Origin of the sequence: Lentzea aerocolonigenes, from assembly GCF_000974445.1 — a bacterium.
GTDB classification, from domain to species: Bacteria; Actinomycetota; Actinomycetes; order Mycobacteriales; family Pseudonocardiaceae; genus Lentzea; species Lentzea aerocolonigenes.
The window spans coordinates 324,796-348,916 of the sequence record NZ_BBOJ01000005.1; the positions used below are offsets into that span (position 1 = coordinate 324,796).

The 24,121-nt window shown below is 67.3% G+C and carries 29 protein-coding genes; 24 read left to right on the forward strand and 5 right to left on the reverse strand.

Annotation, left to right across the window (positions count from 1 at the left end):
* Positions 1 to 156 precede the first annotated feature (156 nt).
* Positions 157 to 342 (reverse strand): FxLD family lanthipeptide, encoded by a 186-nt coding sequence (locus tag AOM45_RS49405; RefSeq protein ID WP_081902395.1) that lies wholly within the window; start codon positions 340 to 342, stop codon positions 157 to 159.
* A gap of 499 nt (positions 343 to 841) precedes the next feature.
* Here AOM45_RS49405 and AOM45_RS12135 point away from each other — a divergent pair, with 499 nt between their 5' ends.
* Positions 842 to 2,308: a helix-turn-helix domain-containing protein gene (locus AOM45_RS12135; RefSeq protein ID WP_030469986.1), complete on the forward strand. Its 1,467-nt coding sequence runs from the start codon at positions 842 to 844 to the stop codon at positions 2,306 to 2,308.
* A 282-nt stretch (positions 2,309 to 2,590) separates the two neighbouring features.
* Here AOM45_RS12135 and AOM45_RS49410 read toward each other — a convergent pair whose 3' ends face one another.
* Positions 2,591 to 2,782 (reverse strand): DUF397 domain-containing protein, encoded by a 192-nt coding sequence (locus AOM45_RS49410; RefSeq protein ID WP_081902375.1) that lies wholly within the window; start codon positions 2,780 to 2,782, stop codon positions 2,591 to 2,593.
* 18 nt (positions 2,783 to 2,800) lie between these two features.
* Complete coding sequence (locus AOM45_RS12140) at positions 2,801 to 3,625, reverse strand: helix-turn-helix domain-containing protein (RefSeq protein WP_059362368.1); 825 nt, start codon at positions 3,623 to 3,625, stop codon at positions 2,801 to 2,803.
* 759 nt (positions 3,626 to 4,384) lie between these two features.
* Between AOM45_RS12140 and AOM45_RS12145 the strand changes: the two genes are divergently transcribed.
* The 9 genes from AOM45_RS12145 (at position 4,385) to AOM45_RS12180 (ending at position 9,485) form a co-directional block, all read left to right on the forward strand.
* On the forward strand, positions 4,385 to 4,846 hold the full coding sequence (locus tag AOM45_RS12145) for a hypothetical protein (protein WP_030472545.1): 462 nt from the start codon (positions 4,385 to 4,387) through the stop codon (positions 4,844 to 4,846).
* Positions 4,847 to 5,682: 836 nt separating this feature from the next.
* A complete protein-coding gene (locus tag AOM45_RS49415; protein ID WP_081902666.1) occupies positions 5,683 to 5,994 on the forward strand; it encodes an HC3 family zinc finger protein in 312 nt (103 codons plus the stop codon).
* Complete coding sequence (locus tag AOM45_RS12150; protein WP_035913258.1) at positions 5,991 to 6,335, forward strand: hypothetical protein; 345 nt, start codon at positions 5,991 to 5,993, stop codon at positions 6,333 to 6,335. The genes AOM45_RS49415 and AOM45_RS12150 overlap by 4 nt, the downstream gene beginning before the upstream one ends.
* Complete coding sequence (locus tag AOM45_RS12155; RefSeq protein WP_156094315.1) at positions 6,332 to 6,613, forward strand: hypothetical protein; 282 nt, start codon at positions 6,332 to 6,334, stop codon at positions 6,611 to 6,613. Before AOM45_RS12150 ends, AOM45_RS12155 begins: the two co-directional genes overlap by 4 nt.
* On the forward strand, positions 6,610 to 7,014 hold the full coding sequence (locus AOM45_RS12160; RefSeq protein ID WP_156094314.1) for a hypothetical protein: 405 nt from the start codon (positions 6,610 to 6,612) through the stop codon (positions 7,012 to 7,014). The genes AOM45_RS12155 and AOM45_RS12160 overlap by 4 nt, the downstream gene beginning before the upstream one ends.
* Before the next feature lie 129 nt (positions 7,015 to 7,143).
* A complete protein-coding gene (locus AOM45_RS12165) occupies positions 7,144 to 7,623 on the forward strand; it encodes a hypothetical protein (protein ID WP_156094313.1) in 480 nt (159 codons plus the stop codon).
* A gap of 12 nt (positions 7,624 to 7,635) precedes the next feature.
* Entirely contained in the window at positions 7,636 to 8,127 is a 492-nt protein-coding gene (locus AOM45_RS12170) for a helix-turn-helix domain-containing protein (RefSeq protein ID WP_030472540.1), read from the forward strand.
* Between the two features lie 77 nt (positions 8,128 to 8,204).
* Positions 8,205 to 8,489, forward strand: coding sequence for a helix-turn-helix domain-containing protein (locus tag AOM45_RS52795; RefSeq protein ID WP_236703337.1), 285 nt, complete (start codon positions 8,205 to 8,207; stop codon positions 8,487 to 8,489).
* Between the two features lie 219 nt (positions 8,490 to 8,708).
* Positions 8,709 to 9,485 carry a sigma-70 family RNA polymerase sigma factor gene (locus AOM45_RS12180; RefSeq protein ID WP_051784557.1) on the forward strand — a complete coding sequence of 259 codons (777 nt, stop codon included), beginning with the start codon at positions 8,709 to 8,711 and terminating at the stop codon, positions 9,483 to 9,485.
* Between the two features lie 375 nt (positions 9,486 to 9,860).
* Here the strand turns inward: AOM45_RS12180 and AOM45_RS12185 are convergent, their stop codons facing one another.
* On the reverse strand, positions 9,861 to 10,505 hold the full coding sequence (locus AOM45_RS12185; RefSeq protein ID WP_030472537.1) for a prepilin peptidase: 645 nt from the start codon (positions 10,503 to 10,505) through the stop codon (positions 9,861 to 9,863).
* Positions 10,506 to 10,788: 283 nt separating this feature from the next.
* Here AOM45_RS12185 and AOM45_RS52800 point away from each other — a divergent pair, with 283 nt between their 5' ends.
* The 13 genes from AOM45_RS52800 to AOM45_RS12250 all read left to right on the forward strand — a co-directional run bounded on the left by AOM45_RS52800 (position 10,789) and on the right by AOM45_RS12250 (position 22,615).
* Positions 10,789 to 11,379, forward strand: coding sequence for a hypothetical protein (locus AOM45_RS52800; RefSeq protein ID WP_236703339.1), 591 nt, complete (start codon positions 10,789 to 10,791; stop codon positions 11,377 to 11,379).
* A gap of 23 nt (positions 11,380 to 11,402) precedes the next feature.
* Entirely contained in the window at positions 11,403 to 12,413 is a 1,011-nt protein-coding gene (locus tag AOM45_RS12195) for a hypothetical protein (protein WP_236703341.1), read from the forward strand.
* Between the two features lie 119 nt (positions 12,414 to 12,532).
* Positions 12,533 to 13,246, forward strand: a complete 714-nt coding sequence (locus AOM45_RS12200; RefSeq protein ID WP_051784559.1) for an SAF domain-containing protein — start codon at positions 12,533 to 12,535, stop codon at positions 13,244 to 13,246.
* Complete coding sequence (locus AOM45_RS12205; RefSeq protein WP_051784556.1) at positions 13,246 to 14,085, forward strand: CpaE/TadZ family protein; 840 nt, start codon at positions 13,246 to 13,248, stop codon at positions 14,083 to 14,085. The genes AOM45_RS12200 and AOM45_RS12205 overlap by 1 nt, the downstream gene beginning before the upstream one ends.
* Positions 14,082 to 15,530 carry a TadA family conjugal transfer-associated ATPase gene (locus tag AOM45_RS12210; protein WP_030472532.1) on the forward strand — a complete coding sequence of 483 codons (1,449 nt, stop codon included), beginning with the start codon at positions 14,082 to 14,084 and terminating at the stop codon, positions 15,528 to 15,530. The genes AOM45_RS12205 and AOM45_RS12210 overlap by 4 nt, the downstream gene beginning before the upstream one ends.
* Positions 15,527 to 16,450 carry a type II secretion system F family protein gene (locus AOM45_RS12215; protein ID WP_063757168.1) on the forward strand — a complete coding sequence of 308 codons (924 nt, stop codon included), beginning with the start codon at positions 15,527 to 15,529 and terminating at the stop codon, positions 16,448 to 16,450. The genes AOM45_RS12210 and AOM45_RS12215 overlap by 4 nt, the downstream gene beginning before the upstream one ends.
* Positions 16,447 to 17,340 carry a type II secretion system F family protein gene (locus AOM45_RS12220; protein WP_030472530.1) on the forward strand — a complete coding sequence of 298 codons (894 nt, stop codon included), beginning with the start codon at positions 16,447 to 16,449 and terminating at the stop codon, positions 17,338 to 17,340. Before AOM45_RS12215 ends, AOM45_RS12220 begins: the two co-directional genes overlap by 4 nt.
* 52 nt (positions 17,341 to 17,392) lie before the next feature.
* Positions 17,393 to 17,578, forward strand: a complete 186-nt coding sequence (locus AOM45_RS12225; RefSeq protein WP_030472529.1) for a hypothetical protein — start codon at positions 17,393 to 17,395, stop codon at positions 17,576 to 17,578.
* Between the two features lie 70 nt (positions 17,579 to 17,648).
* The gene (locus AOM45_RS12230) at positions 17,649 to 18,074 is read left to right on the forward strand and encodes a TadE/TadG family type IV pilus assembly protein (RefSeq protein WP_035913255.1); all 426 of its coding nucleotides are present in this window, start codon (positions 17,649 to 17,651) and stop codon (positions 18,072 to 18,074) included.
* Positions 18,071 to 18,568, forward strand: coding sequence for a TadE/TadG family type IV pilus assembly protein (locus AOM45_RS12235; RefSeq protein ID WP_236703351.1), 498 nt, complete (start codon positions 18,071 to 18,073; stop codon positions 18,566 to 18,568). The genes AOM45_RS12230 and AOM45_RS12235 overlap by 4 nt, the downstream gene beginning before the upstream one ends.
* Positions 18,565 to 19,017: a TadE/TadG family type IV pilus assembly protein gene (locus AOM45_RS12240; protein WP_030472526.1), complete on the forward strand. Its 453-nt coding sequence runs from the start codon at positions 18,565 to 18,567 to the stop codon at positions 19,015 to 19,017. Before AOM45_RS12235 ends, AOM45_RS12240 begins: the two co-directional genes overlap by 4 nt.
* 54 nt (positions 19,018 to 19,071) lie before the next feature.
* The gene (locus tag AOM45_RS12245; protein WP_030472525.1) at positions 19,072 to 19,509 is read left to right on the forward strand and encodes a hypothetical protein; all 438 of its coding nucleotides are present in this window, start codon (positions 19,072 to 19,074) and stop codon (positions 19,507 to 19,509) included.
* 157 nt (positions 19,510 to 19,666) lie between these two features.
* Positions 19,667 to 22,615 carry an AfsR/SARP family transcriptional regulator gene (locus AOM45_RS12250; protein WP_051784555.1) on the forward strand — a complete coding sequence of 983 codons (2,949 nt, stop codon included), beginning with the start codon at positions 19,667 to 19,669 and terminating at the stop codon, positions 22,613 to 22,615.
* Between the two features lie 26 nt (positions 22,616 to 22,641).
* On the opposite strand, the gene AOM45_RS12255 is transcribed toward AOM45_RS12250, so the two are convergent.
* Positions 22,642 to 23,064, reverse strand: coding sequence for a winged helix-turn-helix transcriptional regulator (locus tag AOM45_RS12255; protein ID WP_369406688.1), 423 nt, complete (start codon positions 23,062 to 23,064; stop codon positions 22,642 to 22,644).
* Positions 23,065 to 23,877: 813 nt separating this feature from the next.
* Between AOM45_RS12255 and AOM45_RS52805 the strand changes: the two genes are divergently transcribed.
* On the forward strand, positions 23,878 to 24,121 hold a 244-nt coding region (locus tag AOM45_RS52805), incomplete at its 3' end, for a hypothetical protein (RefSeq protein ID WP_236703359.1).

The following is a 24,121-nucleotide window of genomic DNA, read 5'->3' on the forward strand; positions in this document are numbered from 1 at the left end:
CAGGTCACCTTCGGCAACTGCTCGGACCAAGGCACCACCTGCGGCTCGGAAGTCGACACGGTCGGGCGAAGCCGCTGTCACCGGGAACCTTTCAGGGAGTGGGGACGGCGATCGAACGCCGGCCCAAGCGGGCCGACGTCCGATCACTCGTGATGATCAGGCGGCGCTGATGCAGGTCGACTTCTCGCATGTGTGTCCGCAGCCGTCATCCGTCATGTTGATCAGATGCGCCGGGTCCACCACCTCGACCAGCGTGATGTCGAGGTCGAACTCCGAGTCCGTCGTGTCCCCCGCAGCGGGCGTGGCCACCGTGGTCGGTGACCACTCCATTTGAACCGTCACAGATCCTCCTTCGTGGGTTACACGCCCCGAGTCCCGTACGCCGATGCGGACGCGGTGCATCCCCACCAGCACGCCCATCAAGAGGAATCCACATCGAAGTGGAGGGTGGCTCCACCGCCTCGCATTCCCAGCGGCGCGTTCTGGTGAAGGTCGCTTCCAGGTACTCGGGGCTGCGCCGGACGCGGAAACTCGCCCGGACTACAGCGACCCAAGTCAACTCCCGGTGATCAACGACAACCAGAGCGGAGACAAGGCGGCAATGAGGCGGCAATGAGGCGTAACCACCTCTGAACTGCGGAAACATCTCTTGGTGTGCGATCGTCCGAACGGGTGCAGCTCGCCGAGAGGGTGATCAGACTTGACCGGCAGCTGGCTATCGTGGCGGCGGACCAATCGCATCGAACAAGACGCATGACCCGTGTGACGGCATTGGCAGACATACGGCGTGGTCACTCGCCGATCAGGCTGGTGGCGGAACCGGGCAAACGAGGTGAACAGCGTGGGCGGCAAGCGCGAGGCATTTGCAGCTCGGCGTGAGGCGATGGGCTTCACCCAGGAAGGGCTCGCCGCCGCTGTGGGCGTGGAGTTCTACACCGTTGGTCGGTGGGAACGTGGTGTGCTGACGCCTCAGCCGTGGCGGCGTCCTCGAATCGCGAAAGCGCTCGATGTCTCGCTCGAAGAGTTGAACGTGCTGCTCGATTCGCCGGATCTGCCACAGCCGGTCACAGGGCAAGTGCTGATGGGACGGCCCCCGCAGACCTCCCTTGTGCCGAGTTCGCCAGCGTCGGCGGTCACGGCCGATCAGGTTGATGCGAGCGACGCATTTGGTCCTGAGATCGCCGAGCATGTCCGTCGGAGTCGGGAGGAGTGGCTTCGGGTCCGTCGCGCTGCGGGCGCGCGGGGGCGTGAGCTGACGGAGTTGGCCGCATGGTTGTACCCGGTCAGCAAACGGGCACCCGGTGGCCATGTACTGACCGGTCCGGATTGGCTGCTGGACACGCCCGTGGAGCTGAACTCGGTGCGGCTGAAGTTCTCCGAGGTCGAGCGTCCGGTGTCGAAGCTCAAGCCGGTGGACCACGTGTTGCCGCTCACCGCTCGCGGCGAGCGCTATGCCGGCTACAGCCGGGCCGTGCGGGACCTCGTACGGCCTCGACTACTGGAGAACCGACTTAGCTACCGGCTGTTGGAGGTGTCCCAGTGCAACGGACTGGAGTTGACGTTCGGGACCACCACGTTCTTCGAAGTGTTCGACATCAAGGAGTGCCTCGCTCACGAGTTCAAGGCCGCCTGGCTGGCCTCGGGTGGGTCGGTCCCAGACTGGAGCGCACTGCCGCTGCGCTCGACGATCGGCGACCCGTTCGACCCCGCCCGAATGTTGATGTCACCCGGCATCAGCACTCTGACGATCCGCAAGGACCGGCGGGGCGAGCACCGGTTCATGATGCACCAGCGCGACGGCCGCGCCGTCGCCGACGGCGGCGGCATGTGCACCGTCATGCCCTCCGGAGAATTCCAGCCCTCATCGCTCGCCGCAGTCGATGTGCACAACGACTTCTCCCTGTGGCGCAACATCATGCGGGAGTACTCCGAGGAATTTCTCGGCAACCCCGAACATGACGGGGCCGGGACCAGCTCCATCGACTACGCCGAGCAGGAGCCGTTCCGCTCCTTCGAGCAGGCACGCGCAGACGGCCGGTTTCGGCTGTGGCACTACGGCTTGGTCATGGACGCACTCACGCTGGGCGCAAGCCAACGTACCGTTGCCGTGTTGGACGACGAGATCTTCGACCGCTTGTTCACCGGGCTGGTGGCAACCAACGACGAAGGCCATGTTGTCGGTGAGGGCGGTCGGACCGATATGCCCTTCACCAGCGAGGCGATTGACCGACTTGAGCCACGTCTGTCGGCCAGCTCCTTGACCTTGTTGCGCCTGGCATGGCGTGATCGACAACTCCTGCTTGGCTGAGGAACGTGCGCTCGGTGAGGGGCAGTGTCCGTCGGTGGTCGGGTGGACATCGCGTAGCGGGTGGGCGAGAACGACCTCGGGGCGGGCGTCCAATAGCAGTTCGCGTACGGCCGCTGCGGTGGGTTCGTTGACCTAGTGGAGCCCGGCGCCGAGTATGGCGGCCTCGCTGGTGCGGGGCTTGGGGTGGTGGCGTGGGACGGCGAGTCTTCTTCATCCCTAAATCAAAGACTGGCCCCAGCGGTTGCCCGCCTGGGGCCAGTCCCCACCAGCTGGAGCTGGTTATCACTGCGCTGCATAACCGCCGTTAACGAGCGCCATCATCGCGGCGCGGGAGAATGGCAACTGGGGCCCGTCCGCGTTCTTTGAGTCGCGAACCGCAACGATGTTCCCCTGGGCGTCACACCCCAGCTCAACGCAGTTGTTGGTCCCCTGACTCCTGTTCGCTTTCTTCCATTGCAGGTCTCTCTGGTCCACGGTTGTGTAGCCTCCGGCTTATTCGAGTTCGGTGATGCGCCTACGGACGATGCTCGCAGATGCGTCCTCGTCTTCGGCGAGCGCCCAAACTTGATCAAAGCTGGCCTGGTGCTTCTCGATGTCCTTCAGTGCGTGGACGTACGTGGCGTCGGTGAGTCCTTCGAGGTAGACGCGCCGCTGAGCGCGGTCCTCAAGTTCAATGTCGAGCCAGCCGACACCCGCCGCCATGTGTGCGCCAGCGGCGAACGTGAGGATGCGAAGATGAACGTTTGGGAGGTTGCTCAGCTTGATCAGGTGTTCAAGCTGGCCGCGCAACCCGGTTCGGCCGCCTACAAGAATATGCAGAGCAGCTTCACCAAGCACCATATAAACCTGCGGTGCATTTTTCTTGTACAAGATTCCGGATAGCTTAAGCCGTTCGCCGACACGTTCGTCGACGTCAGTGATCGAGGGATCTGTCTCAAACAGTGCCCTTGCGGTGTCCGCAGTCTGGGCGAAGCCTGCGATCAACCCGTCATCGAAGTACCTGATGATGGTTGCTTCCTGCAGCAGACTCACGGCCGTTTGAGCAAAGTCCGCGACCCTGCTGGGAGCGACCTTCTTCCGGGCTTCCGCTCCGAGGCGCTGCAAGTCAGCGCGTTCGTCGCTGGTAAGCCCGCAGAGGTCGGCGAAGCTGTCGATCTCTGCGGCGACCGGAACTCGCGTTCCTGACTCAACGCGGCTGCATTTTGACTTGTACCAGTGAAGCTTTGCTTCGACGTCTTCGGGCGACTTGCCGGCGCCCTTCCGGTACGCCTTCCACGCCTTACCGAGGTCGAAGCGCTGCGGGTTCTGTATGGCCAACCTCGGCCCCTCCTCTGACTGCCTCGCGGAGCTGCCAGGTCATCCTGCCTCAACGCTGCGCAACTGCGCATGTCACCTGATCGGTGTCCTAGTCAACTGCACATGTTCAGATGTAGCTTGCTTGTTGGGTGTGGCTGGTTGTCTCCGGCTAACCGGCGATGTGCCTGCTGGCCGCACCCACGCAGGAACCCGTTCCCCTCTGCGGGCTACCAGGGGCCGTGGGGCCTGACTTCGTCGGGTTTCACGGCTGGAAGCCGGGAGGGGGACGGGCCAAGTCGGGTGGTCCGGACTGTCTTGCTACAGCTCTTCCCCCTAGCAGTCCGCAGCAGGCAGCTCCGGTCACCCCCAGCTAGTGACGTTCGCCGCGGGCAGTTCCTTCGCCGTTCCGCCCGGCGCGGAACGTCGTGCAGGCCGGAGAAGCGCGAACTGCCGGAGGTGCGTCATGCCAACTGATCTGCTGGCTGTACTGGGGGTGCCGGGAGCCGTCCATGTTGCCGTCGGTCTCGCGGCTCTGATGCTGACCATGCGACGGCAGGACGTGGTGCCCGGTCGGACCTTCCGTCGGTCGTACCTGCGCCGCCGTGAGGGCTCTTCGGCTCCGCTGTCCGAGTCTGTCTCGATCAGAAGCGGGCGGCGTGAAGAGGGGGTGCCGACCCGTCTTCGGGGCGTTGTCGGCACCCCCGCCTACATCGGCCTATGCAGGCGGTCGTGATGGCGAACGTAGGGACAGTGGTGCCAGCCCTCGCTGGGAGGTGCGCGATGAGCGGCTGCGACGCTCCGCGGAAGGCCGACCTGCTGGCGCGGTCGGACGACACGGATGAGTGGCTGGAAGCACTGCCTCGCTGCGGGTGGTGGCTGCACTTCGCGCCGGACCGCAGCAATCCGCTCTACATCGGCGCGGTGTTCCGGTGGCCTGCGCTGTACTGCACGGCCGACGTGGTGATCATCATGGGGATGGAGGTCGCCTGGTACTACCGGGTGATCCTGGACCGTCCGGACGCGGACCCGTTCGACCCGCACACGCTGGTCTACTCCTCCGGGTACGAGCCGCCCACCGCGATCATCCGGGAGGCGTTGTCTGTGCCGTCTCCGGACGCGTTGGACGCGCCGATGAAGGCGGGGCCGGCGACGGAGGATGAGCAGGTGATCGCCGCCCGGCTGCGGCGCAAGCCCGTGGTGGTCGTGCCGCCACAGCGCCGACAGTTCGGTACAGGCCTGTGACGCCACAGCACTGGAGCGCGCCATGCACTACCTGATGGCCAGCCTGTACACCCGCTTGCGGCACTTGGTCGCCGACAAGGAACCCCCGTTGAGGTTCGACGACGACGGCTGCCCCCACCCTCAGCCATTTCTGAACGTAAAGACCTACTTCTACGCGCGCTGCGGCGCGCCTGCGTCGATACGACCACACGGCAGCTGGGAGGACTGGCCGCTCTGCCCGAACTGTCGTGACGCCGTACCCGCCTCTCCGAACGGAATCTCATGGATGACCGCGACCTCACCGATGAAGCTGCTGCGCGACGAACCGCGCGGACAGCGAGCGCCGCACTTGAACGCTGTACGCACATGAAACGCCCCGCCCCGGCTGCCCCTCCGTCTAACGGCCTTCCCGGATCGCGGAGTCACGCGCCATGCCGGGAGGCCGGCGGACATCGCGATGTTCTGACGCGCCGACAGCTTTCGAGCGCTCCACGCGGTTTCCGCCATGGCGGACGGTGGAGCCTGACGCCACCCCTGCGTCGGCTTCACCGTCCCGTCGTCAACGTTCGTTCTGCAATGGTTCGAGGTGACGTTGTGGGTTCACGTGTGACTGACAATCACCGGGGAGTCGAACTTCCCGTTGTACCTGTACGGGTGCGATCGCGAACGAGTGGACGCGCTGGTATTCCATCCGAACGGATCGCCGAGCTAACGATCGGGTTCACCGATTCCGGGCTCGCTGTCCCTGGCCGCGCAGCAGTCGTTGTCATGTCAGCCACGGATGCCTGTGATACCAACGTTGCCAGCGCAGAGCGGTGGGCTAATCGGCGGGTTGAACGCTCAAAGCGGCGGCCGTGATGGTAACCGGGTTGACGCCTCCCGAACGCTTCCGGTGGTTGCCGTACGAGGGTGCTCGCCATGCGGTGCCACACGACTTGACGATGCCGGGATTGAGCGGAACCACTCTGTGCGGCGAACCGGTAGTTGTCCCGGATGCGCCACCGCCAAAGTATCCGGACGGGATGTGGCCGGAGTGTCCAGCGTGTGACCGGGAATGGCGCGTGCGGACCGGTCGGCAACCGCGACCCGTTCTACCTCCGCCCCGCAGCACCCTCGACGAGCCGCGCCCTGCGCGTATGCGGCGTCCGAAGACCGGAGTCTGCTCATGACGAACGGCGTTCTGGAGAAGATCCTGCGCGACGAGTTGACGCGCGACCTGGAACAGCTCGGCACCGTTGCAGCCGACGGCGACGACGCTTCTGTTCTTTCCATCGCGAGGCGCGACATGCCACGCCTCGTTGCTGCCCTGATGGCGTTGGTTGAGCAGCACAAACCGGACGCGGACGGGCGCTGCCGAGAGTGCCGGCGCGGCTGGTGGAAGCGCCTGCCGGGGCCATGTCGAATGCTGCTCGCTGTGCGGCTGGCCTGGACGTTGAACGGCGGTCCGAAGCAGCAGGAGCCGAAGGCGCGCGTGTGCTCCGCGTGGAGGCCAGGCAGGGCGAGCCGGTGATCACCGTGGCGGCGCTGGAGATCCTGCTCGAAACCGAGGGCTACGAAAGCCACGCCTTCCCGGTGGACTATGTCGACGAGACGCGCAGGGCGGAGTGCGGCGCGGAGTACGGCGTCGACCAGCTGGGGCCGACAGGTGACACGACGCCGGAGTGTGAAAAGTGCCAGCTGGCATACGGCACGTTCATCGCGCAGAGGCTTGAGGAGCAGGTACCCGTGATGCAGGCCCGGCTTCGGGACATGCTGGATGACATGCCGGAAGGGGTGTGGGCGTCGTGAGTGACGGCTTCGACCGGTTCCCGGATGTGCGCGCCGTGCTGGCCACGACGCGCCTCATAGACCTCGCCAAGAAGGCCGACCTCCTTGATGGCCCAACCCAGACGCGGATCGTCCGAGTGCTCACGGCCCGCAGCAAGGTTGTCCGCGGTTGGGCAACGGCGGAGCGCCGTGCGGCGGTACTTCTGTCCCTGGGCCTCTCGCTGAACGTCGTTGCGATCCTGTACGTCGCTACCGGCACGTACTCACCGTGGTCGGTCATAGCCCTGGTTGCGGGAACCGGCGCGCTGAGCGCCGCGGTGCTCTTCCTGTGGCGCGGCAACCAGGACGCCTTGGCGTTAGCCATCGGCACCTACATCGATGTCACCCCACGGCCCGAGCAGAACGGCGACGCGGCCGATTAATCGTCCACTCTGGACACTCTTCTTCCTGGGATATTTGTGCGTTCGCTTACAAAGATCAACGAGTCGGAGCGCTCCGCGTGGTTGCGCAAGGTCGGCGTAGAACTGCGTGCCCACCGGGAGCGCCGGGGCGTGAACGTCGAAGACGTGCGCGCCCTAGGCCCATCCCACTCGTGGCGCATTCCCGCGAACGAGGTTGTCGGCCTTGAGTCCGGAGGTCACTGGATCTCGGTGACCGACTTGTTCGGGCTGTGCGCGTTTCTCGATGTCGACATGTGGGACCTGCTCTGCGACAGCTACCGGTACGTACTGGAGGTGAAGGGCCAGCTTCCGCCGTTGGCGTACGAGGAGAGCCGAGACGTCTTCGGTGTCGCGATGGCGTACCTCTGGGTGGGGCTGCCAACGTCCACTCTGGCCTTTGTCCAGTGGTGTTGCCAAAGGCCGCTGGATTGCGTATGCGATACCGACTGTTCCTGTGAGTGCGAGGGCTGCCATCTCAGCCTTCGCCAGCGCCGGGCACTGCTCCGGAGGTGGCGACCGCGGCACGCGACTGCGAAGGAGCTGACGTTACCGGCGGACAACGATCCGAATCCGGTGTCCACCAGCGACTGACGAAGGCCTCACGTGTACCACGACGTTGACCGAAACTCCTACCGCCGCGCGATGGCGGACACGCTAAAGACGCTCCAGGAGCACTCTGGCCTGACCTACAACGAGACGGTGAAGCGTGCGCGCCTGGGGCCGGGCGCGCTCGGCAAGTTCATCCTTGCCGACAAGGTGCCGTCGATGGAGACGCTCGCCCGCCTCTGCGCCGCCCTCGACGTAGGCGTCTTTTGGGCGCTCGTGCAGGTCTACGAAACATGCCTTGCAGCGCAAGGGAAATTGCTTCCGGTCGACTATGACGAGGTTCCCGGTCGTCACGAGCTGGCCGCCGTGCTCGCCTTCGTCGGGGCTCCGGTCTCGGCGATGTCCTTCGCGCACTGGTGCTGCAACAAGGCCTTCGGGTGCCGGTGCGCGCCGCAGTGCACGTGCTCCTGCGCCGGCTGCCATCTCACGGCAGAGGAGCAGGAGCACGTTTTCGAGGTCTACCGCCTGTCGCCGCCTGCCCCCGGCTGACAGGCGCTGCCGGGGCAGGGCTCTCCAGGGAGGCCCTGCCCCTCCTTATCAATCACATCCGGCCAGGAGGACTCACGATGACATCCACGCCAAGGCGCACGTCCAAGCCCAAACCCAGGACGCTTGACCTCTCGCCATTGGAGCGCGAGAAGTACCTCGCGGGACTTGTCAGGCGTTACAAGAGCGGGGAGAGCATCCGGCAGATCGCCGAGAGCATCGGCCGCCCGTACGGAACCGTTCACCGGTGGCTGTCAAAGGGCGGCGCCCAGTTCCGGCCCCGTGGCGGCAGCAAGCAGAAGCCGATCCCGACGACGTCTCCGATTCCGACGACGTCGTCGCTGGTCGACACGCGCGGATGTTGATCTCATGGTGGCTGACCTACCGCCTCTACCGCGACGAACGCGCGCTGTGGGTCGCCGATGCGAAGGCCGACGGGCTCCGCCTGCCGCAGATCGCCGTCTCGCTCGGCCTCCCGGAAACGCACATCGGCACTGTGCACCCCTGGTTGGTCCGCGGCGGGTACCTCCAGTACCGAAGAGCGCTGCCGGGAAACGAAGGAGGAGCCCAAATTGACTGCCACTGTGGACTACACGCGCCACGGCGACGCCGACCTGGTCGCGTTTGTACGCGCTGGAACCGTGGGCGCCTTCGGTCCGTTGTACGAGCGGCACGTCACCGCGGCGACACGTCGCGCCCGCTATTTCGCGCGTTGCAGCGCCGAGGCTGACGCGTTGGTCTCTGACGGCTTTATGCAGGTACTGGAGGCCTTGCTTGCCGGTGGAGGGCCGACCGAGTCGTTCAGCGCGTACCTGTGGAGGACGATCACGAACCTCGCGTTCGCCCGCTCACGGAAGGAAGCGCGTGAGGTTCCCACCGAGGCTCCGCCGGTTGACGATGCTGGTCGCGGGCATGTGCGTCAGGAATCTTTCCTGGACCTGGCAATCGAGGGCGTCGTGGACCGTGCGCTCGTAGTGCGCGCGTTCGCGAGGTTGCCCGGCACGTCGCAGCAGGTCCTTTGGTACACGGAGGTTCTGAACATGTCCCCGGCCGAGGCGGCACCGATTCTGGAGATCGCTCCGGGAGCCGTCGCGGCCCGCGCGCATCGGGCTCGTGACGACCTCCGTACAGCGTGGCTTGCCGCGCATGTTGACACCGTCAGGCCGGCGGGGCGCTGTGAGGCCATTGTGGACGAACTGGGCGGATGGATCCGTCAGACGTTACGCACCCGGCGCAGATCCGCGGTGGAACAACACCTCGGCGGCTGCCTGCGTTGCCGCAAGCTTGTCGCAGAGCTGGCGACGCTGAACGCCATACCGCCAGCAATGCCCGCTCGTGTCCACGGGGCGCGCTCGGCATAGCAATACGAACATCGGCGAGCACGGCCTTCAACAACCCCGTCGTCCAGTTGTGGGGTGGCGTTGCTGCCGCTAGCGGCAAGAATCGCGGCGAAGTCGTGCAGCTTGACGTTGATATGTTGGGAGATCTCGCGCAGCACGGTGAACGTCTGGTCGTCGTCGCAGGGGTCAGGAGCGTGATCATGCCCTTGGCCTGCTCAATGACCGGCCGTGTGGCAGCGATCTTGCGCAGGTCCTGCAACTCGGTTCGGCGGCGGTCTGAGGCTTGGCATGACGTAACGACCGACCCCTGCACACGACACTCTCGCCACGGGCACCCGCGACTGTTCCGAGTGAGAGGCCCCAGCTCCAACTAGCCGGCAGACGGCCTGGTAGGAGTCAGGTCATCTGCTGCGTGACCACGACGCTGAAGGCTCCGATGATCAGGAACGGGCCGAGCGGTACATCACGGCTGGGCCTCGATGGTCGACTGATGCGTAGCACGAGCAGGGCAAGGGCAGCACCGAACCAGCCAACGAGCGTGCCGACCAGAATCGCCGACAAGTCGATCCACCCGAGAGCAAGGCCCAGTAGAGCTGCGAGTCGGAGGTCTCCGCCGCCGAGCTGGCCGGGTCGAAGGAAGTAGAGCGCTCCGTAGAACGCGAGTAGGACGAGCATGCCAACTCCGGACCGGAGGAGCGGGTGCGCGTCGCGGTTGAGCAGGGCAGCCATGCCGAAGAGTGCAGCGAGGACGATTCCGCCGGGCCAGATGAGCTGGGTGGGTAGCGTGCGGGAATTCCAGTCGATCGCGGCCAGCGGGACACCAACCGCAGCGAGCCAGGAGTAGGCGAACAGGTCCGGTACGGCGCCGATGCGCCAGGCCAGTGTCGAGAACAGGACCGCGGTGACCACTTCGAGCAGGGCCGGTGGCGAGAGTCGCTCGCACCCTGGCGGGAGAATTGAGCTTCGCTGGATGGCGATACGCAGGACGCTGGCGATGACGAGTCCGACCAGGCCCCAGCAGCCGATGCTGGCCGCGGTCACTGTGGTACTCGCGTCGTTCGCCTGCTCGCGGGTGTGGCAGAGCTCGTCAAGGCTGTACCCCCTGTGGCCCTCTCGTTGCAGCCTTCCGGTGTAACGAGCCTATTGCTGGGTGCCATTTGGACACGGCGGCATTAACCCATTTGGGCGAAGTTTGCCTGGTTTCCGCTGTTCCGACACTTGTGTCCCTTCATAGGGACATTGCGGTCTCCTAGGGGGCGCCAGGTAGACGTGAGGAGTACGACACTAGATCGAAAGGACTTTTCGCAGATCGGAGGGGGTGCACGTGGTCGGGGGCAACGTACAAGGCCGCAACGGCTGGCGCAGGGTGGGACTGGCGGTTGTTGGACTCGCGGCGCTGACGTTGGTGGCCTGTAGTTCGAACTCGTCTTCGACGCCTGGGGGCACGACTGGGGCGGCAACGCCGCCATCGACGACCAGCCTTCCGCCGTCGTCGGCTTCTCCCGCGGACACCGCGCGTCAGCAGGCGACGGCTGCCTACACGGGCATGTGGCGGCAGATGGCCAAGGTGGGCGAGACCGCGGATTGGCAGTCGCCTGAGCTCGCGAAGTACGCGACTGGCGACGCGCTCGGGGTGATCAATCGCAGCCTGTACACCGATCACCTCAACGGTGTGGTGTCCAAGGGCGCGCCGACGAACAACCCCCAGGTGTCCAGTGCGGAACCCGCTGCGAATCCGACCACGGTCATGATCTCGGACTGCAGTGACAGCTCGAACTGGCTGAAGTACAAGGACGGCCAGTTGCTCAATGACGCACCGGGCGGACGGCGCTCGATCACCGCGGAAGTCAAGAAGCAGCAGGACGGCACGTGGAGGGTCACCCGCTTCGCCGTGGAGGGGGTGGGTTCGTGTTGAAACGTCTGGGAGTTGCGGTCGGCTTGTCTGCGACCGTGATGCTGGCGAGCGCGTTGCCCGCGTTCGCGGACGACGGGTACGGGTTTACCGACTGCACCCAGTACCCCAACCCTGGTTGTGAACTTGGTGCAGGCAAGAACCCTCGGCCCGGAAACGGTAACCAGGGCAACGGGAACAGCAAGCCGAATCCTGGCAACGGCAATCCCGGCACGGGGCAGTCCAATGCCAATGGCGACACGATCGTCGGCGGTATCACCAATCTGGCCCAGTGCGGCTACGTGCGCAGTGACTACCAAGGCCCGCCACCGGGAGGCGTGCAGCCGGCGGCCTTCCATGTTCCGCCGAAAACCGGTGCGGTCACGGCGGTGCCTGCGGTGTATCGGCCGCAGCGCGAGTCGGCCACCGTGCAGTTCGCGGTCGCGCAGCCGCGGTTCGCGCAGGCTCAGCCGCCGTCCGGTGCTTGGTACGTCTATAAGTGCACCGGCCCCGGCTTCGCGGATGCGCTGTACCGGCCGCCGGTGTGGATCGCGGATGGCCAGCCGGGTCCGGTGCCGTTGCCATCGCCGGCCGAGCTCGCGGCGCAGGCGCGGAACCAGCTGCGGTTGCCCGCGCCGAAGATCAAGGCGAACCCGGCTGCCGATCAGCTGGTCAGCTTGCCGACCTGGTTGTGGCTGGACCGCAGCAGCTGGGGGGATGTCTCGGCCACCGCGTCGGTGCCGGGCGTGTCGGTGACCGCGGTCGCGAGGCCCACCTCGGTGACGTGGTCGATGGGTGACGGCGGCTCGGTGACCTGTACCGGCCCTGGCTCGCCGTTCCCCGCCGGTGGTGACCCGAAGAGCACCTCGCCGGACTGCGGCTACACGTACAAGACGTCTTCGGCCGGGCAGCGCGCCGACGCGTTCCCGGTGACCGCCACGGTGAACTGGACCGTGATGTGGTCGGGCGCGGGCCAGGGCGGCACGTTCCCGAACATGACGACCTCGGCCTCGGTGGCGTTCCGCGTGGCGGAGAGCCAGGGAATCGCGACCGGCTGAGCGAAGCCTCCCGCCTCACGAGGGCGGGCGGGCACAACGAAACACCCTGTTGCGAACAAGGCACGTCGAACACCCGAGTCGACGCGTCGCGATGGCGTCATGTCTGAAGGAGGTCGGTGGTGACCACTACCGCAGGTTCGACCAGCACGGACACGACGACGCAGAAACCAGCGTCGCCGAACGCGTGGGCCGGCCGTGACGGCAAGACTCCTTCGCGTTTGAGCGGCAGAGGCCGGCGCCGAAGCGTGCCCTACCTGTTGCTCGGTGTTCTGCTGGTCCTGGTGTGCGCGGCCGGCGGTGTGTTCGCCGGAATGCAGCTGGGTGACCGGGAAAGCGTGCTCGCGCTGGCCCGTCCTGTTGCCGTAGGCCAAGTTCTGACGGCGCAGGATCTCAAGCAGGTCAGCATGGCCGCGGACTCCGGCATGGACGTGATGCCCGCATCGGCTGCGTCCACAGTGGTGGGGCAGCCGGTTGCGTTCAGCCTGCCCGCCGGCTCGTTGGTGACCCGTTCGGTGCTCGGCGCACCACAGATTCCGGTGCCGGGCAAGGCAATCGCCGCCGTGGGGCTCAAGCCGGGACAGTTCCCGCCTGACCTGTCGCCCGGTACCACCGTCGCGGTCCTCACGACTCCAGGGCAGGGCACAACGACCGGAACGTCGACCGGTTCCGGGCAGACGTCGTCGTGGACCGCGGTGGTGACGGGCATTGCCACGCGCGAGACCGAGCAGACAACGGTCGTGTCGCTGCAACTGTCCGAATCGGACGCTCGCGCATTGGCCTCGGCCCCGGCGGGACAACTCAGTCTGGTCGCGATCGCGGGAGGAGGCCGCTGATGCTCATCGCCGTCTGCTCGCTGAAAGGGTCGCCGGGCGTGACCACCCTGGCGACCGCGCTCGGCGCCCGCTGGCCGGGCCAGGAGAACCCGATCGTGGTCGAGGTCGACCCTGCCGGCGGTGACCTGATGGCCCGCTTCCGGCTGCCCGACACACCGGGCCTGGTGAGCTTGGCCGCGGCGGCGCGAGGCCGCGGCGGCGCCGACCCGAATCTGCTCGCCCAGCACACCCAGCTTCTCCCCGGTGGCCTGCGGGTGGTGCTCGGCCCGGTCGGCGCCGAACAAGCTCGCGCCGCCCTGGCGGTGCTGGCCTCGGGGCCGTCCTCGCCACTGCGGCGAGCCGCCGACCAGCCGGAGACCACGGTCATCGCCGACTGCGGCCGGGTCGATCCGGACTCACCCGCGTTCCCGATCATCCGCAGCGCGGACGCGATGCTGCTGGTCGCCCGCCCACATGACGACGAGCTCGCGCACGTCGCGCTCAAGCTGCAGGCCGCCCAGCAGTGGTCACGCCGCCCGTGCTTCGTCCTGGTCGGCGACGGCTACCCGACCGCAGAGGTTTCCCTGGCGCTGCGCATCCCGGTGATGGGTCGCGTGCCGCGCGACGACAAGGGCGCCGCGGTGCTCGGTGGCCAGGGCACCGGCCGACGTGGGCCCGACAAGTCCGCGCTGGGGCGGGCTGCCGCCAGGATCGCGCTCAACCTTTATGCGCACGGGCACCAGCCGACCGGCAACGGCGCCCGTCCCCAGCACCTGCGGCTGGCCGTTCCGGGTGAGCAAGTCTCGGGTGCGGCTCTGCAACCGCTCGGGCCGCAAACCCGTAACGGGGCGACGCCATGACGCGGCCTGATGTCGGTGATCCGCGCCTGGCGGCGTCGACCAACGGCGCCGGCCCGAACCTGGCTGCCCAGCACACGCCTGGACCGGCGGATCTTCCACACCGGCCCGCCGGGGAAGCCGCCGCGGTGGAACGGCTGCGGCAGCACCTGCGCGAGGAGTTGTCCACCCAACTCAGCAGGCGCATCCGGGCTGACGAGACCGCCGGCCGCCCGCCGATGGACGCCCCAGCACGCCGCCGGCTGGCCGAGGCGATCCTGACCGACGCGGCCGAGGCGCACGCCCAGGCTGAACTACGCAACTCCGCCACCGGCGGGATGCTGGTGGCGCCCGAGGTCGAGCAGCGGCTGATCCGCCAGGTCCTCGACGAGGTCTTCGGCCTGGCTGGCCTGGAACCGCTGCTGGCAGACACCGACATCGAGAACATCAACATCAACGGCGACCGCGTCTTCGTCAAGTACGCCGACGGCCGCCGCAACCGTTTGCCACCGGTCGTCGGCTCGGACACCGAGCTGATCGAGCTCATCCGTGACCTGGCCACCCGCTCCGGGGTGGAGGAGCGCCGCTTCGACCGCGGCAGCCCGATCGTGAACTTCCAGTTGCCCGGTGGCGAGCGCGTCTCGGCGGTCATGGCGGTCACCACGCGGCCATCGGTGTCGATCCGGCGACACCGTTTCGCCAAGGTCACGCTGGCCGAGCTGCGCGAGAACGGCACCATCGACCTCGCCCTGGAGAGCTTCCTGAAAGCCCTGGTGCGGGCCAAGCGCAACATCCTGGTCACCGGCGGTACGGCGATCGGCAAGACCACCCTGCTGCGTGGCCTGGCCTCGGCCATCCCGCCGTGGGAGCGGCTGATCACCATCGAGGACGTCCTCGAGCTCGGGCTCGGCGAGGACGCCGATGCTCACCCGGATGTGGTGGCTCTGCAGGCCCGCGAACCGAACATCGAGGGCCAGGGCGAGATCTCCCTGTCGGACCTGGTGTGGCAGTCCCTGCGCATGTCGCCGGACCGGGTCATCGTCGGCGAGGTCCGCGGCCCGGAGGTCATCCCGCTGACCAACGCGATGTCCATGGGCAACGACGGCAGCATGGGCACCCTGCACTCCTCCAGCAGCCAAGGCGCGTTCACCAAGCTGGCCGCCTACGCCGTGCAAGGCCCGGAGCGGTTGCCGATGGAGGCAACCAACCTGCTGGTCGCCGCGGCGCTGCACTTCGTGGTGCACCTGGAAAAGCCCCGCGACGACCCGAGCAAGCGGGTGGTGTCCTCGATCCGGGAAGTCGTCGGTGCCGACGGCGCTCAGATCATCAGCAACGAGGTCTGGCGGCCCGGCCCGGATCTGCGCGCCGTACCGGGCGCGCCGCTGCGTACCGACACCGTCGACCTGCTCGTGGAGGCGGGCTACGACCCGGACCTGTTCGAGCGGCGCGAAGGGTGGTGGAGGCCATGACGACGACCGCCGCCCTGTTCGGCCTGCTCGGTGCCGGTGTGGCCGTCGGTGTCCTACTGATTGCCGCCGGGCTGCGCGGCCGACCCGCCCGTCCGGCGACGCCGTCGCGGCTGAGCGCCTGGCTGGCCGCCTGGCATGACCGCAAGCGGGTTGGCTGGCTTGTTGTGGCCGTGCTCGCCGGCCTGGCCGTCGGCGCGGTCACCGGCTGGGTGGTCGCCGCCATCCTGACCGCGCTCGCGGTCGTCGGCCTGCCGCGGATCCTCGGGTCGAACGTCGACCACAAGCGTCACCTCGAACGCATCGAGGCGATCGCCGCGTGGACGGAGATGCTGCGCGACACCCTGGTGGCTGCGGCCGGCCTGGAACAGGCCATCCTCGCCACCGCCCCGGCCTGCCCCGAGGCGATCCGCGAGGAGATCACCGAGCTCGCCGTTCGGCTGGAGCGCGGCGAACGCCTCGCGCCGTCGCTGCGCCACCTCGCCGACCAGCTGCGCGATCCCACCGCGGACCTGGTGATCTCCGCGCTCGTGCTGGCCGCCGAGCACCAGGCCCGGCAGCTGGCCGACCTGCTCGGCGAACTCGCCGGCGAGGCACGCGAGCAGGCGTCCATGCGGATGCGCGTCGAGGCCGGCCGCGCCCGTACCCGGACCAGCGTGCGCGTCATCGTGATCACCACGCTGTCCTTCGCGATCGGGCTGGTGCTGCTCAACCGCGGCTACCTCGCCCCGTACGACTCCGCGTTCGGGCAAATCATGTTGCTGTTCGTCGGCGCGCTGTTCGCGGCAGCTTTTGCTTGGCTGGCAAGGATTGCGCGGATGCGTGAGCCGGAGCGCTTCCTCACGGAGCTGGCCACGATCCGGCCCCACGACGCCGACGTGGACGTCGATGACCTGCTCACCGGGAAGGGGGCGTCGTCATGATCAGCGCGTTGTTGTGGGGCGCCGGGCTCGGCGTCGGCTTGTGGGCACTCGTGGTCTACGTGTTCCCGCCGAGGCCGCCGCTGCGCGCTCTGGTCGACCGGTTGCACGCGACGCCCGCGCCGCCACCGATCCTCACCGCGGACTCCGACGGCTGGGCGTTGCGCGTGGGCCAGCCGTTCATCAAGCCGCTGGCCGCACTCGGGTTGCCCAACCGCAAGCTGCGCAACGACCTCGCAGTCACCGGCAAGAGCATCGAGCACCACCTGGCCGAGAAGGCCACGCTGGCGCTGACCGGGCTGCTGCTGCCGATCCTGATGCACCTACTGCTCGTCGTGGCCGACGTTGGTCTCGGCTGGGAAGTCCCCGCGGTCGCGAGCCTGCTCTTCGCGCTCGGTGGATTCCTGCTGCCGGACATCAGCGTCCGGCAGGAAGCCGAGCGGCGACGCTCGACCTTCCGGCACGCGCTGTCGGCCTACCTGAACCTGATCCGGGTCCTGCTGGCCGGCGGCGCCGGAGTCGACGGCGCGCTGTCGGACGCGGTGAACATCGGCAAGGGCTGGGCCTTCCAACAGCTGCGCCGCGCGCTGGTCACCGCCAAGCTGACCCGCACCACACCGTGGTCCACCCTCGGCCAGCTCGGCACCGAACTCGACGTGCACCAGCTGTCCGAGCTCGCCGCCTCGGTCAGCCTTGCCGGCACCGAGGGCGCCCGCGTGCGCGCCAGCCTCGCGGCCAAGGCCGCGGCGCTGCGCACCCGTGAACTCACTGACGCTGAAGGCGAAGCACAGGCCGCCACCGAACGGATGAGCCTTCCCGTGGTGATGCTGTTCGGCGGGTTCCTGATTTTCATCGGGTTCCCTGCCCTCGCGAGCGTGCTGGGAGGTCTCTGAAGTTCCCACAAGGACTGTCCATACCGGACCCCGAACCGCAGGGGAGAAGCTGATGTTCACCGAAGTTCAGATCCTCATCGCCCGCATTCAGGCCGAGCTGGAGCGGCTGCGCCGCGACGAGGCGGGTTACTCGACCGAGGCGGTCGTGGTGACCGCGTTGCTGGCGGCGCTGGCCATCGGGGTGATCGCGATCATCGTCGTCAAGGTCACCCAGAAAGCCAACGGGATCAACCTGTAGGCCGGTGACCACGATGCCTCGACGCCCCAGCCGTCCCCGCACGCCGAAACCGCGCGAGTGTCCACACCGGATGCGCGTGCGGGCGGCGCTGCGCCGACTTCGGACGGATCAGCGTGGCGCCGGCACGGTCGAACTCGTCGTCGCCACGCCCTTGCTGTTGCTGCTGATCCTGTTGATCGCGCAGTTCGCGCTCTACATGCACGCCACCCACATCGCCCAAGCCGCCGCCTCCGAAGCCCTGTCCGCAGCACGGGTGTACGGCGGCAGTACGGCCGTGGGCAATGCCGAAGGACAACGAGTCCTTACCCAACTCGGAAGTGGCCCGCTGCAAGGAACATCGGTCAACGTCCAGCGAGGACCGAACCAAGCATCCGTGACGGTCACCGGAACCGTGATCAACGTGATTCCATTCGCGACCTTCACGGTGCACGCCGAAGCCGTTGGGCCCGTGGAGAAATTCACCCCGCCGACCGGTGCAGGGGCGGTGGCACCATGACCGCGGCCCGCCGTCTTCCCGCGTTCGCGCGCTCGATGCGCGCAAGTATTCGCGCGCTGCGTCGGAACGAACGAGGCTCCGCTGCGGCCGAGCTCACTCTACTGACCCCGCTCCTGATCCTGCTGCTGCTGTTCGTGGTGTTCTGCGGTCGGCTGGCCGACACCAAGCTGCGGATCAACGACATCGCGCACCAAGCGGCCCGCACCGCCACCCTGGCCCGCACCCCATCGCAGGCCACCGCCAACGCCCAAGCCACCGCCAGCGCAGCCCTGGCGTCCGCCGGGATCACCTGCCAGTCCTTGTCGGTGTCCACCGACACCCAGGGACTCAAGCCGGGCTCCACGGTGACCGTCACCGTGTCCTGCAGCGTCGGGCTCGGAGACCTGACCTCCCTCGGCGTGCCCGGCAGCCGGACGTTCCAATCCAGCTTCTCCTCCCCGGTCGATGTCTGGCGCGGCACCGCCCCGAACGCCCAAGCCGGAGGTGCGCTATGAGGTTGGCCGCATCGCTGCGCCGCCGAACCGGCCGGCTGCGCGAGGACCAGGCCGGTCGGGTGACTGCCTTCGTCGTCATCATCGCCCTCGCCGCGCTGCTGTTCGCCGGGGTCGTGCTCGACGGCGGGCTCGCCCTGGCCGCCAAGGTCCGTGCGATGGGGGAGGCGCAGGAAGCCGCGCGGGCCGGTGCCCAAGAAATCGACCTGACCGCCTACCGCACCGACGGCACCCTGCGCCTGGTCCCGCACGAGGCCAGCGCCGCGGCTCACAGCTACCTCGCCGCCGCCGGCCACACCGGCACCGTCTCGGTGGCCGGCAACACGGTGAACGTGACCGTCAGCATCACCCAGCCGACCCAGCTGCTCGGACTGGTCAGCATCGGCTCAATCACGGTTACAGGAACCGGGCAGGCCCAACCGCAACGCGGGATCTCTGGAGTACTCCCATGACGATCCTTACGCGCTCGTACCCAATTCAGTGCCACAACGGGGAAGGAGACCAGGATGGCGACGACTGAAGAGATCGAACGCCGTGTGGAGCAAGCCGACGCGGCTCGTAGCGCGAAGAGGGCCGCTGCGGCCAAGCGCGTCGGTGAGCTTGCATTGCTGCGGGCAGAGATGGCCGAGAAACTCGGCAACATCGAGCGAGAACTCGGTGATGTTCTTGCTGAGTCCAGCGACGTCATCAGCGTTGACGAGCTGGCCAAGTTCACCGACGTACCGGCCACCGACCTCACCCAGTGGCTCAACGGCCGCAAGACGACTCGCCCCAACCGCAAGCGATCCACCTCCAGCACCGCTACCGCGAAACGGGATGCGAGCCAGGCATCGTCCACATCGAACCCGGCGCCGGTCACCCAGTCATCCGCGTCACCCGAGCTCGCCGGGCCTCGCAACGGTGCGGCGGACACCTCCACCCGGATTCCCGCGCTGGTGACATGACGCCGCTGTCTCCGGTGGCATCCGCGGAGCCGTAAACCTGTACATCCAAGGAATCGAGCACGTCGTGACCGCACACTCGCACTCCTCTCATCGGAAGCCGATACGGCCGAGGACAAGCCGACCAGGCTGGTGGGCGCTCGCCGTCACACTCCGGTTCGTGCGAAGTCTGCTCGCGCTCGTCGTCCTGCTCGCGCTCGTGGTGGGCTTGCCCTGGGCCCTCGTGCACTTCGTGGGTTGGCCCCTGCCTGATCACGTGCCGACGTGGGACGAGATCCAGGCGACGTTGCTCAACCCGATGAGCGCGCAGTTCCTGCTCAACACCCTGGCGGTGCTGTGCTGGATCGTCTGGTTCTTCTTCGCGCTCGACGTCCTGCGCTGCACCGTCGATGCGGCGCGCGGGATTACCTGGCCGCAGGTCCGCCCACCTGGCCCACTGCACGGGCTCGCCGCAGCCCTGATCGGCACCATCGTGCTGACCCTGCTCGACAACCGGACCCCGTACACGGTCCCGACCGCCGCAGCCGTTACCGGCGATCTCGTGCCAGTCGCGGTCGTCGCGCCCTTGACGCCCGGCCCGGCCACCCAGGCTGCAGACCCGCAGACAGCCGCGGCCGTGGTCCCGGCGACCACCTTGGTGATCGATCGTGCAGCACCTGCCCCGCCGGGCATGGTCCAGATCACGGAGGAAGTCCGACTTCCCCGGGACGGGATCTACGACAGCCTGTGGCGGGTCGCCGAACGCATCTACGGTCCCGGCGGCGGAAGCCGTTGGCCGGAGCTGTTCCAGCTCAACCGCGGCGTGGAGCAGCCCGACGGTCGCGCGCTGACCCAACCCAACCTCGTTCGCCCTGGCTGGAAGATCACCGCATACATTCCGGCCCCGCCCGAACAGCATCCCGGCGAGCAGCAGCCGCAGGTACCGCCTCCGCAACCACTGCCTCCTCCGACGAGCACAGCGCCGACCACGCCACCGTCAACACAGCCCGCGCCGAACACGACCCCAGCGCCGGCCACGGACGAGGCTGGCGAGCACAGCGACGACCAGGCCGAACCGGGACTCGACCTGCTGACGGGTGTGTTCGTCAGCCTCGGCCTGGCCGGAGCGATCACGACGGCCATGGTGTCGGCCCGGATGTGGCGCCGACGCTGCTACCGCGTCGGCAGCGGCGACCGCATCGACCTGCAGCGACCGATCGCGCCCGTAGTCCGCGCCCTGAGGGCCGCGTATGACCAGGACGACCACAGCGAACGCAGGCCCCTGGACAACGTGGAGTTCGTCGACCTCGCGCCCGCTCCACCGCGGATCCACATCACCGCCGCCGGGGATCTGGAACCCGACGACGAACCAGTCTCCGTACCGGCGAGGGTCGGCGTGCGGGGCGGTCGCGAACTCGCCCTGAACCTGGCCAGCACCCGCGGCCTCGGTCTCGCCGGCCCCGGCGCCACCGCCGCTGCCCGCGCGCTCCTGCTGCACCTGCTCACCGAACAGCAGCCCGGCGACGGCATCCGCGTGCTCTTACCCGCCGACGATCTGCACCTCGTCTTCGACGGCGCCAGCGTCGAGAACCTGCCATCCACCGTTCACGTCGTCGCCACGCTCGACGCTGCCCTCGATGAGATGGAAGCGGCTCTGCTCACCCGGACCCGCCACGTCATCGAGGAGACCGAAGCCCAGTTCGTCCCGGCCTCGCTCGTGCTGCTCGCCAGCCCCGCGCCCCACGCGGAACGCCGCCTGCAGGCCGTGCTCGACAACGGCTCGACCCTCGGCCTGGCCGGCGTGTTTCTCGGCCAGTGGCGCCCCGGCGCGACCGTGCGCGTCCGCCACGACGGCACCGTTAGCGCGACCAGCCCCGGTCTCGGTGACGCCCTCGCCGACACGCACCTGTTCAGGCTGCCTGCCACCGACGCCGCTGAGTTGCTTGCCGTGCTCCGCGATGCCGAAGGCCCCTCCGACCTGGCTACGCCGAGGCGCGCAACCGGCGGCCTCACCAGCGACGAGCTCGTGCTGTCTGCGGACGATCACGACGTTGTACCGACGCCGCCCGTCCCCGAGCAGCGCTCGGTTGACGAGATGACTCAGCTTGAGTCCACCCGCCCGCTGGAACAGGAAGACAACCAGCAGTCCCGACTGGCCCCGAGCCTGCAGTTGCTGGACGTTCGCCCCATCCCCGTGGACGTCCAGCCGAACGGCCCGGCCTCAGCCATTCCGGACGACGACACCGACGAGCGCCGCACGACTGCCGAGGACGTCAAGCCAGCCGCAGATCAGGAATCGGCCGCCGAAGAACCCCGGAAACGGCACAACGGTGACGTGGCAGCACCGCAACCCCCGCTGGTTGTGCATGTGCTGGGACGCCTGCACCTGGCCCTGCGCGGCGACGAGGGAGAGAAGGAGCTCAGCGGCGCGCTGACACCGAAGCAACGAGAACTGCTCGTCTACCTCGCGCTGCACCCCGACGGCGTCCGCCGCGAAGTCCTCAACGAGGCCCTCTGGCCCGACAGCCGGCCACCGCGGCCGTACAACTCGTTCCACAACACCCTGTCCATGTTGCGCCGTGCCCTCGCTGACGCCACTGACGGCCGGCTCGACAACCTCGTTCTCAACGATGACGGCCGCTATCGGCTCGACGACGAACGTGTCGTCGTCGACTACTGGCAACTTCAGCACGCCCTGCAGGCGTCCAGCTCACCCGATGCCGAGGCCCAGCTGCACGATGCCGTCGAGCTCTATCAGGGCGACCTCGCCGAGGACCTGCTCGTGCCCTGGATCGAAACGTTCCGAGAGGCGACCCGACGCGACGTCCTGGACGCGCTTGGCGCTCTGATCCGCGCGCACGGCGACAGTGAGCCAGAAACCATGCTCACGCTGCTGGAACGCACCCGGAAGCTCGACCGCTACAACGAGGGCGTCTACCGCGACATCATCCGCACCCAGGCCCGCCTCGATCAGTACGCTGCCATCCCACGCACCCTCGCCCTGCTGACCACCACACTGGACGAAATCGGTCAGCGCCCCAGTGCCGACACACTCAACCTCGCCGACTTCCTCCAGCGCCGCGGCAGCACCCGGCGGCCGGTCCCCACCAACAACGCCGCAGTCAGCTGAACCGCGTCCACCATCGCAGCGGCACCTCAGTCAGACCGATCATCGCCTTGCGGCGGATCGCCGTCCTCCAGCGTCTTCTGCAGGCGCTCGATCAGATCGAGGTTCTCTTCCGCCCAGTCGATCAGAGGCTGCGCCCGGACCAGCAAGTCCGCGGCAGCCGGCGTTAGCGAGTACACCACCGACCGCGGGAAGGTCCGCTCCTCGACCCGGTCCACCAGGCCAGCAGTCTCCATCCGGCGCAGGGTGCGGCCCAACGCCCGACTCTGAATCTTGCGGACCGTCCCGGTCCACGGGTCGAACGTAGTCATGTCCTGGATGGCGGCATGAAGCTCGTTGTAATGCAGGGGTCCAGCGCTCAACGCCACCAAGATGTGCGTGAGCCATTCCCCGTTCAACATATGACGGAGATCTCGCGACCGCGCTAGGTGCTTATCATCCCCCATTCCCATGTACACCCCCAATGATCGTTCGCGACAGCCCGCCTGCACCTCGTCCCCGCAGTACAGGCGAGCCCTGAGATTCAGAGATTAGAATCGCGCCCTTTCCGGTTGTGCAGGTATAGTTTTGCCCGATATCAGCGGGCCTGATGATCAGTGTCAAGGTTGTCAACGCTACGCCAAACGGGGTTCCCCGTGCAGCGTGTTTCTACTTAGGACGGACCGGTGTCACTACATCGAGTGACCGACTAGTAGATCAACAGTACGGTCGGTGAATCGCTTTGTAGCGTCCTGGTCAACTACCCGACGACGGTCCGATCCAGCTACCTGTTAGAGCGGTAGCCCTTCGGTGCGGCAAAGTGCCTGTTCACCCCTGTCGTAGGGGCTACCGATGCTGCGCCCGACTCGTCGGCCGACAGGCATATGAACAGTCGTTTTGGGTGGGGGGTCACCTGTCGCACCTCTTGACTCAGTGGTCGTCTTGACTGCGATGGTCGCCATCTCCTCGTGCCCCACTCTCCACCGGCCAGCTCCATCTGTCTTCCGCTGCCCCTTGCCCACGCCTCTCGCTCTGCATGCCCGCTCTGCATGCCTGCTTCGCACTGATCGACTTCCGTCAATTTTGACACCGCGCCAATCTGGATTCAAAGCAATCCCATCTTGACAAGCGCTATGTCCATCATTTGTCAACCGGTTCTCGGCTATTGAGACTTTTTCTCGGATGAATTGCATTTTAGCGGGGTTTGATTGCTTGACGGTGCAATTCCCGATCTTGGCAATTCTGCCGCCTGAAATCCGAACTGTTTGCAGTAAGGAGCTGTCCGAGTGCCGCTGGTCGCGTGCGCTGGGCGCCGTCGTGCCGGTCGCTGGTCGCGTGCGCTGGGCGCCGTCGTGCCGGTCGCTGGTCGCGTGCGCTGGGCGCCGTCGTGCCGGTCGCTGGTCGCGTGCGCTGGGCGCCGTCGTGCCGGTCGCTGGTCGCGTGCGCTGGGCGCCGTCGTGCCGGTCGCTGGTCGCGTGCGCTGGGCGCCGTCGTGCCGGTCGCTGGTCGCGTGCGCTGGGCGCCGTCGTG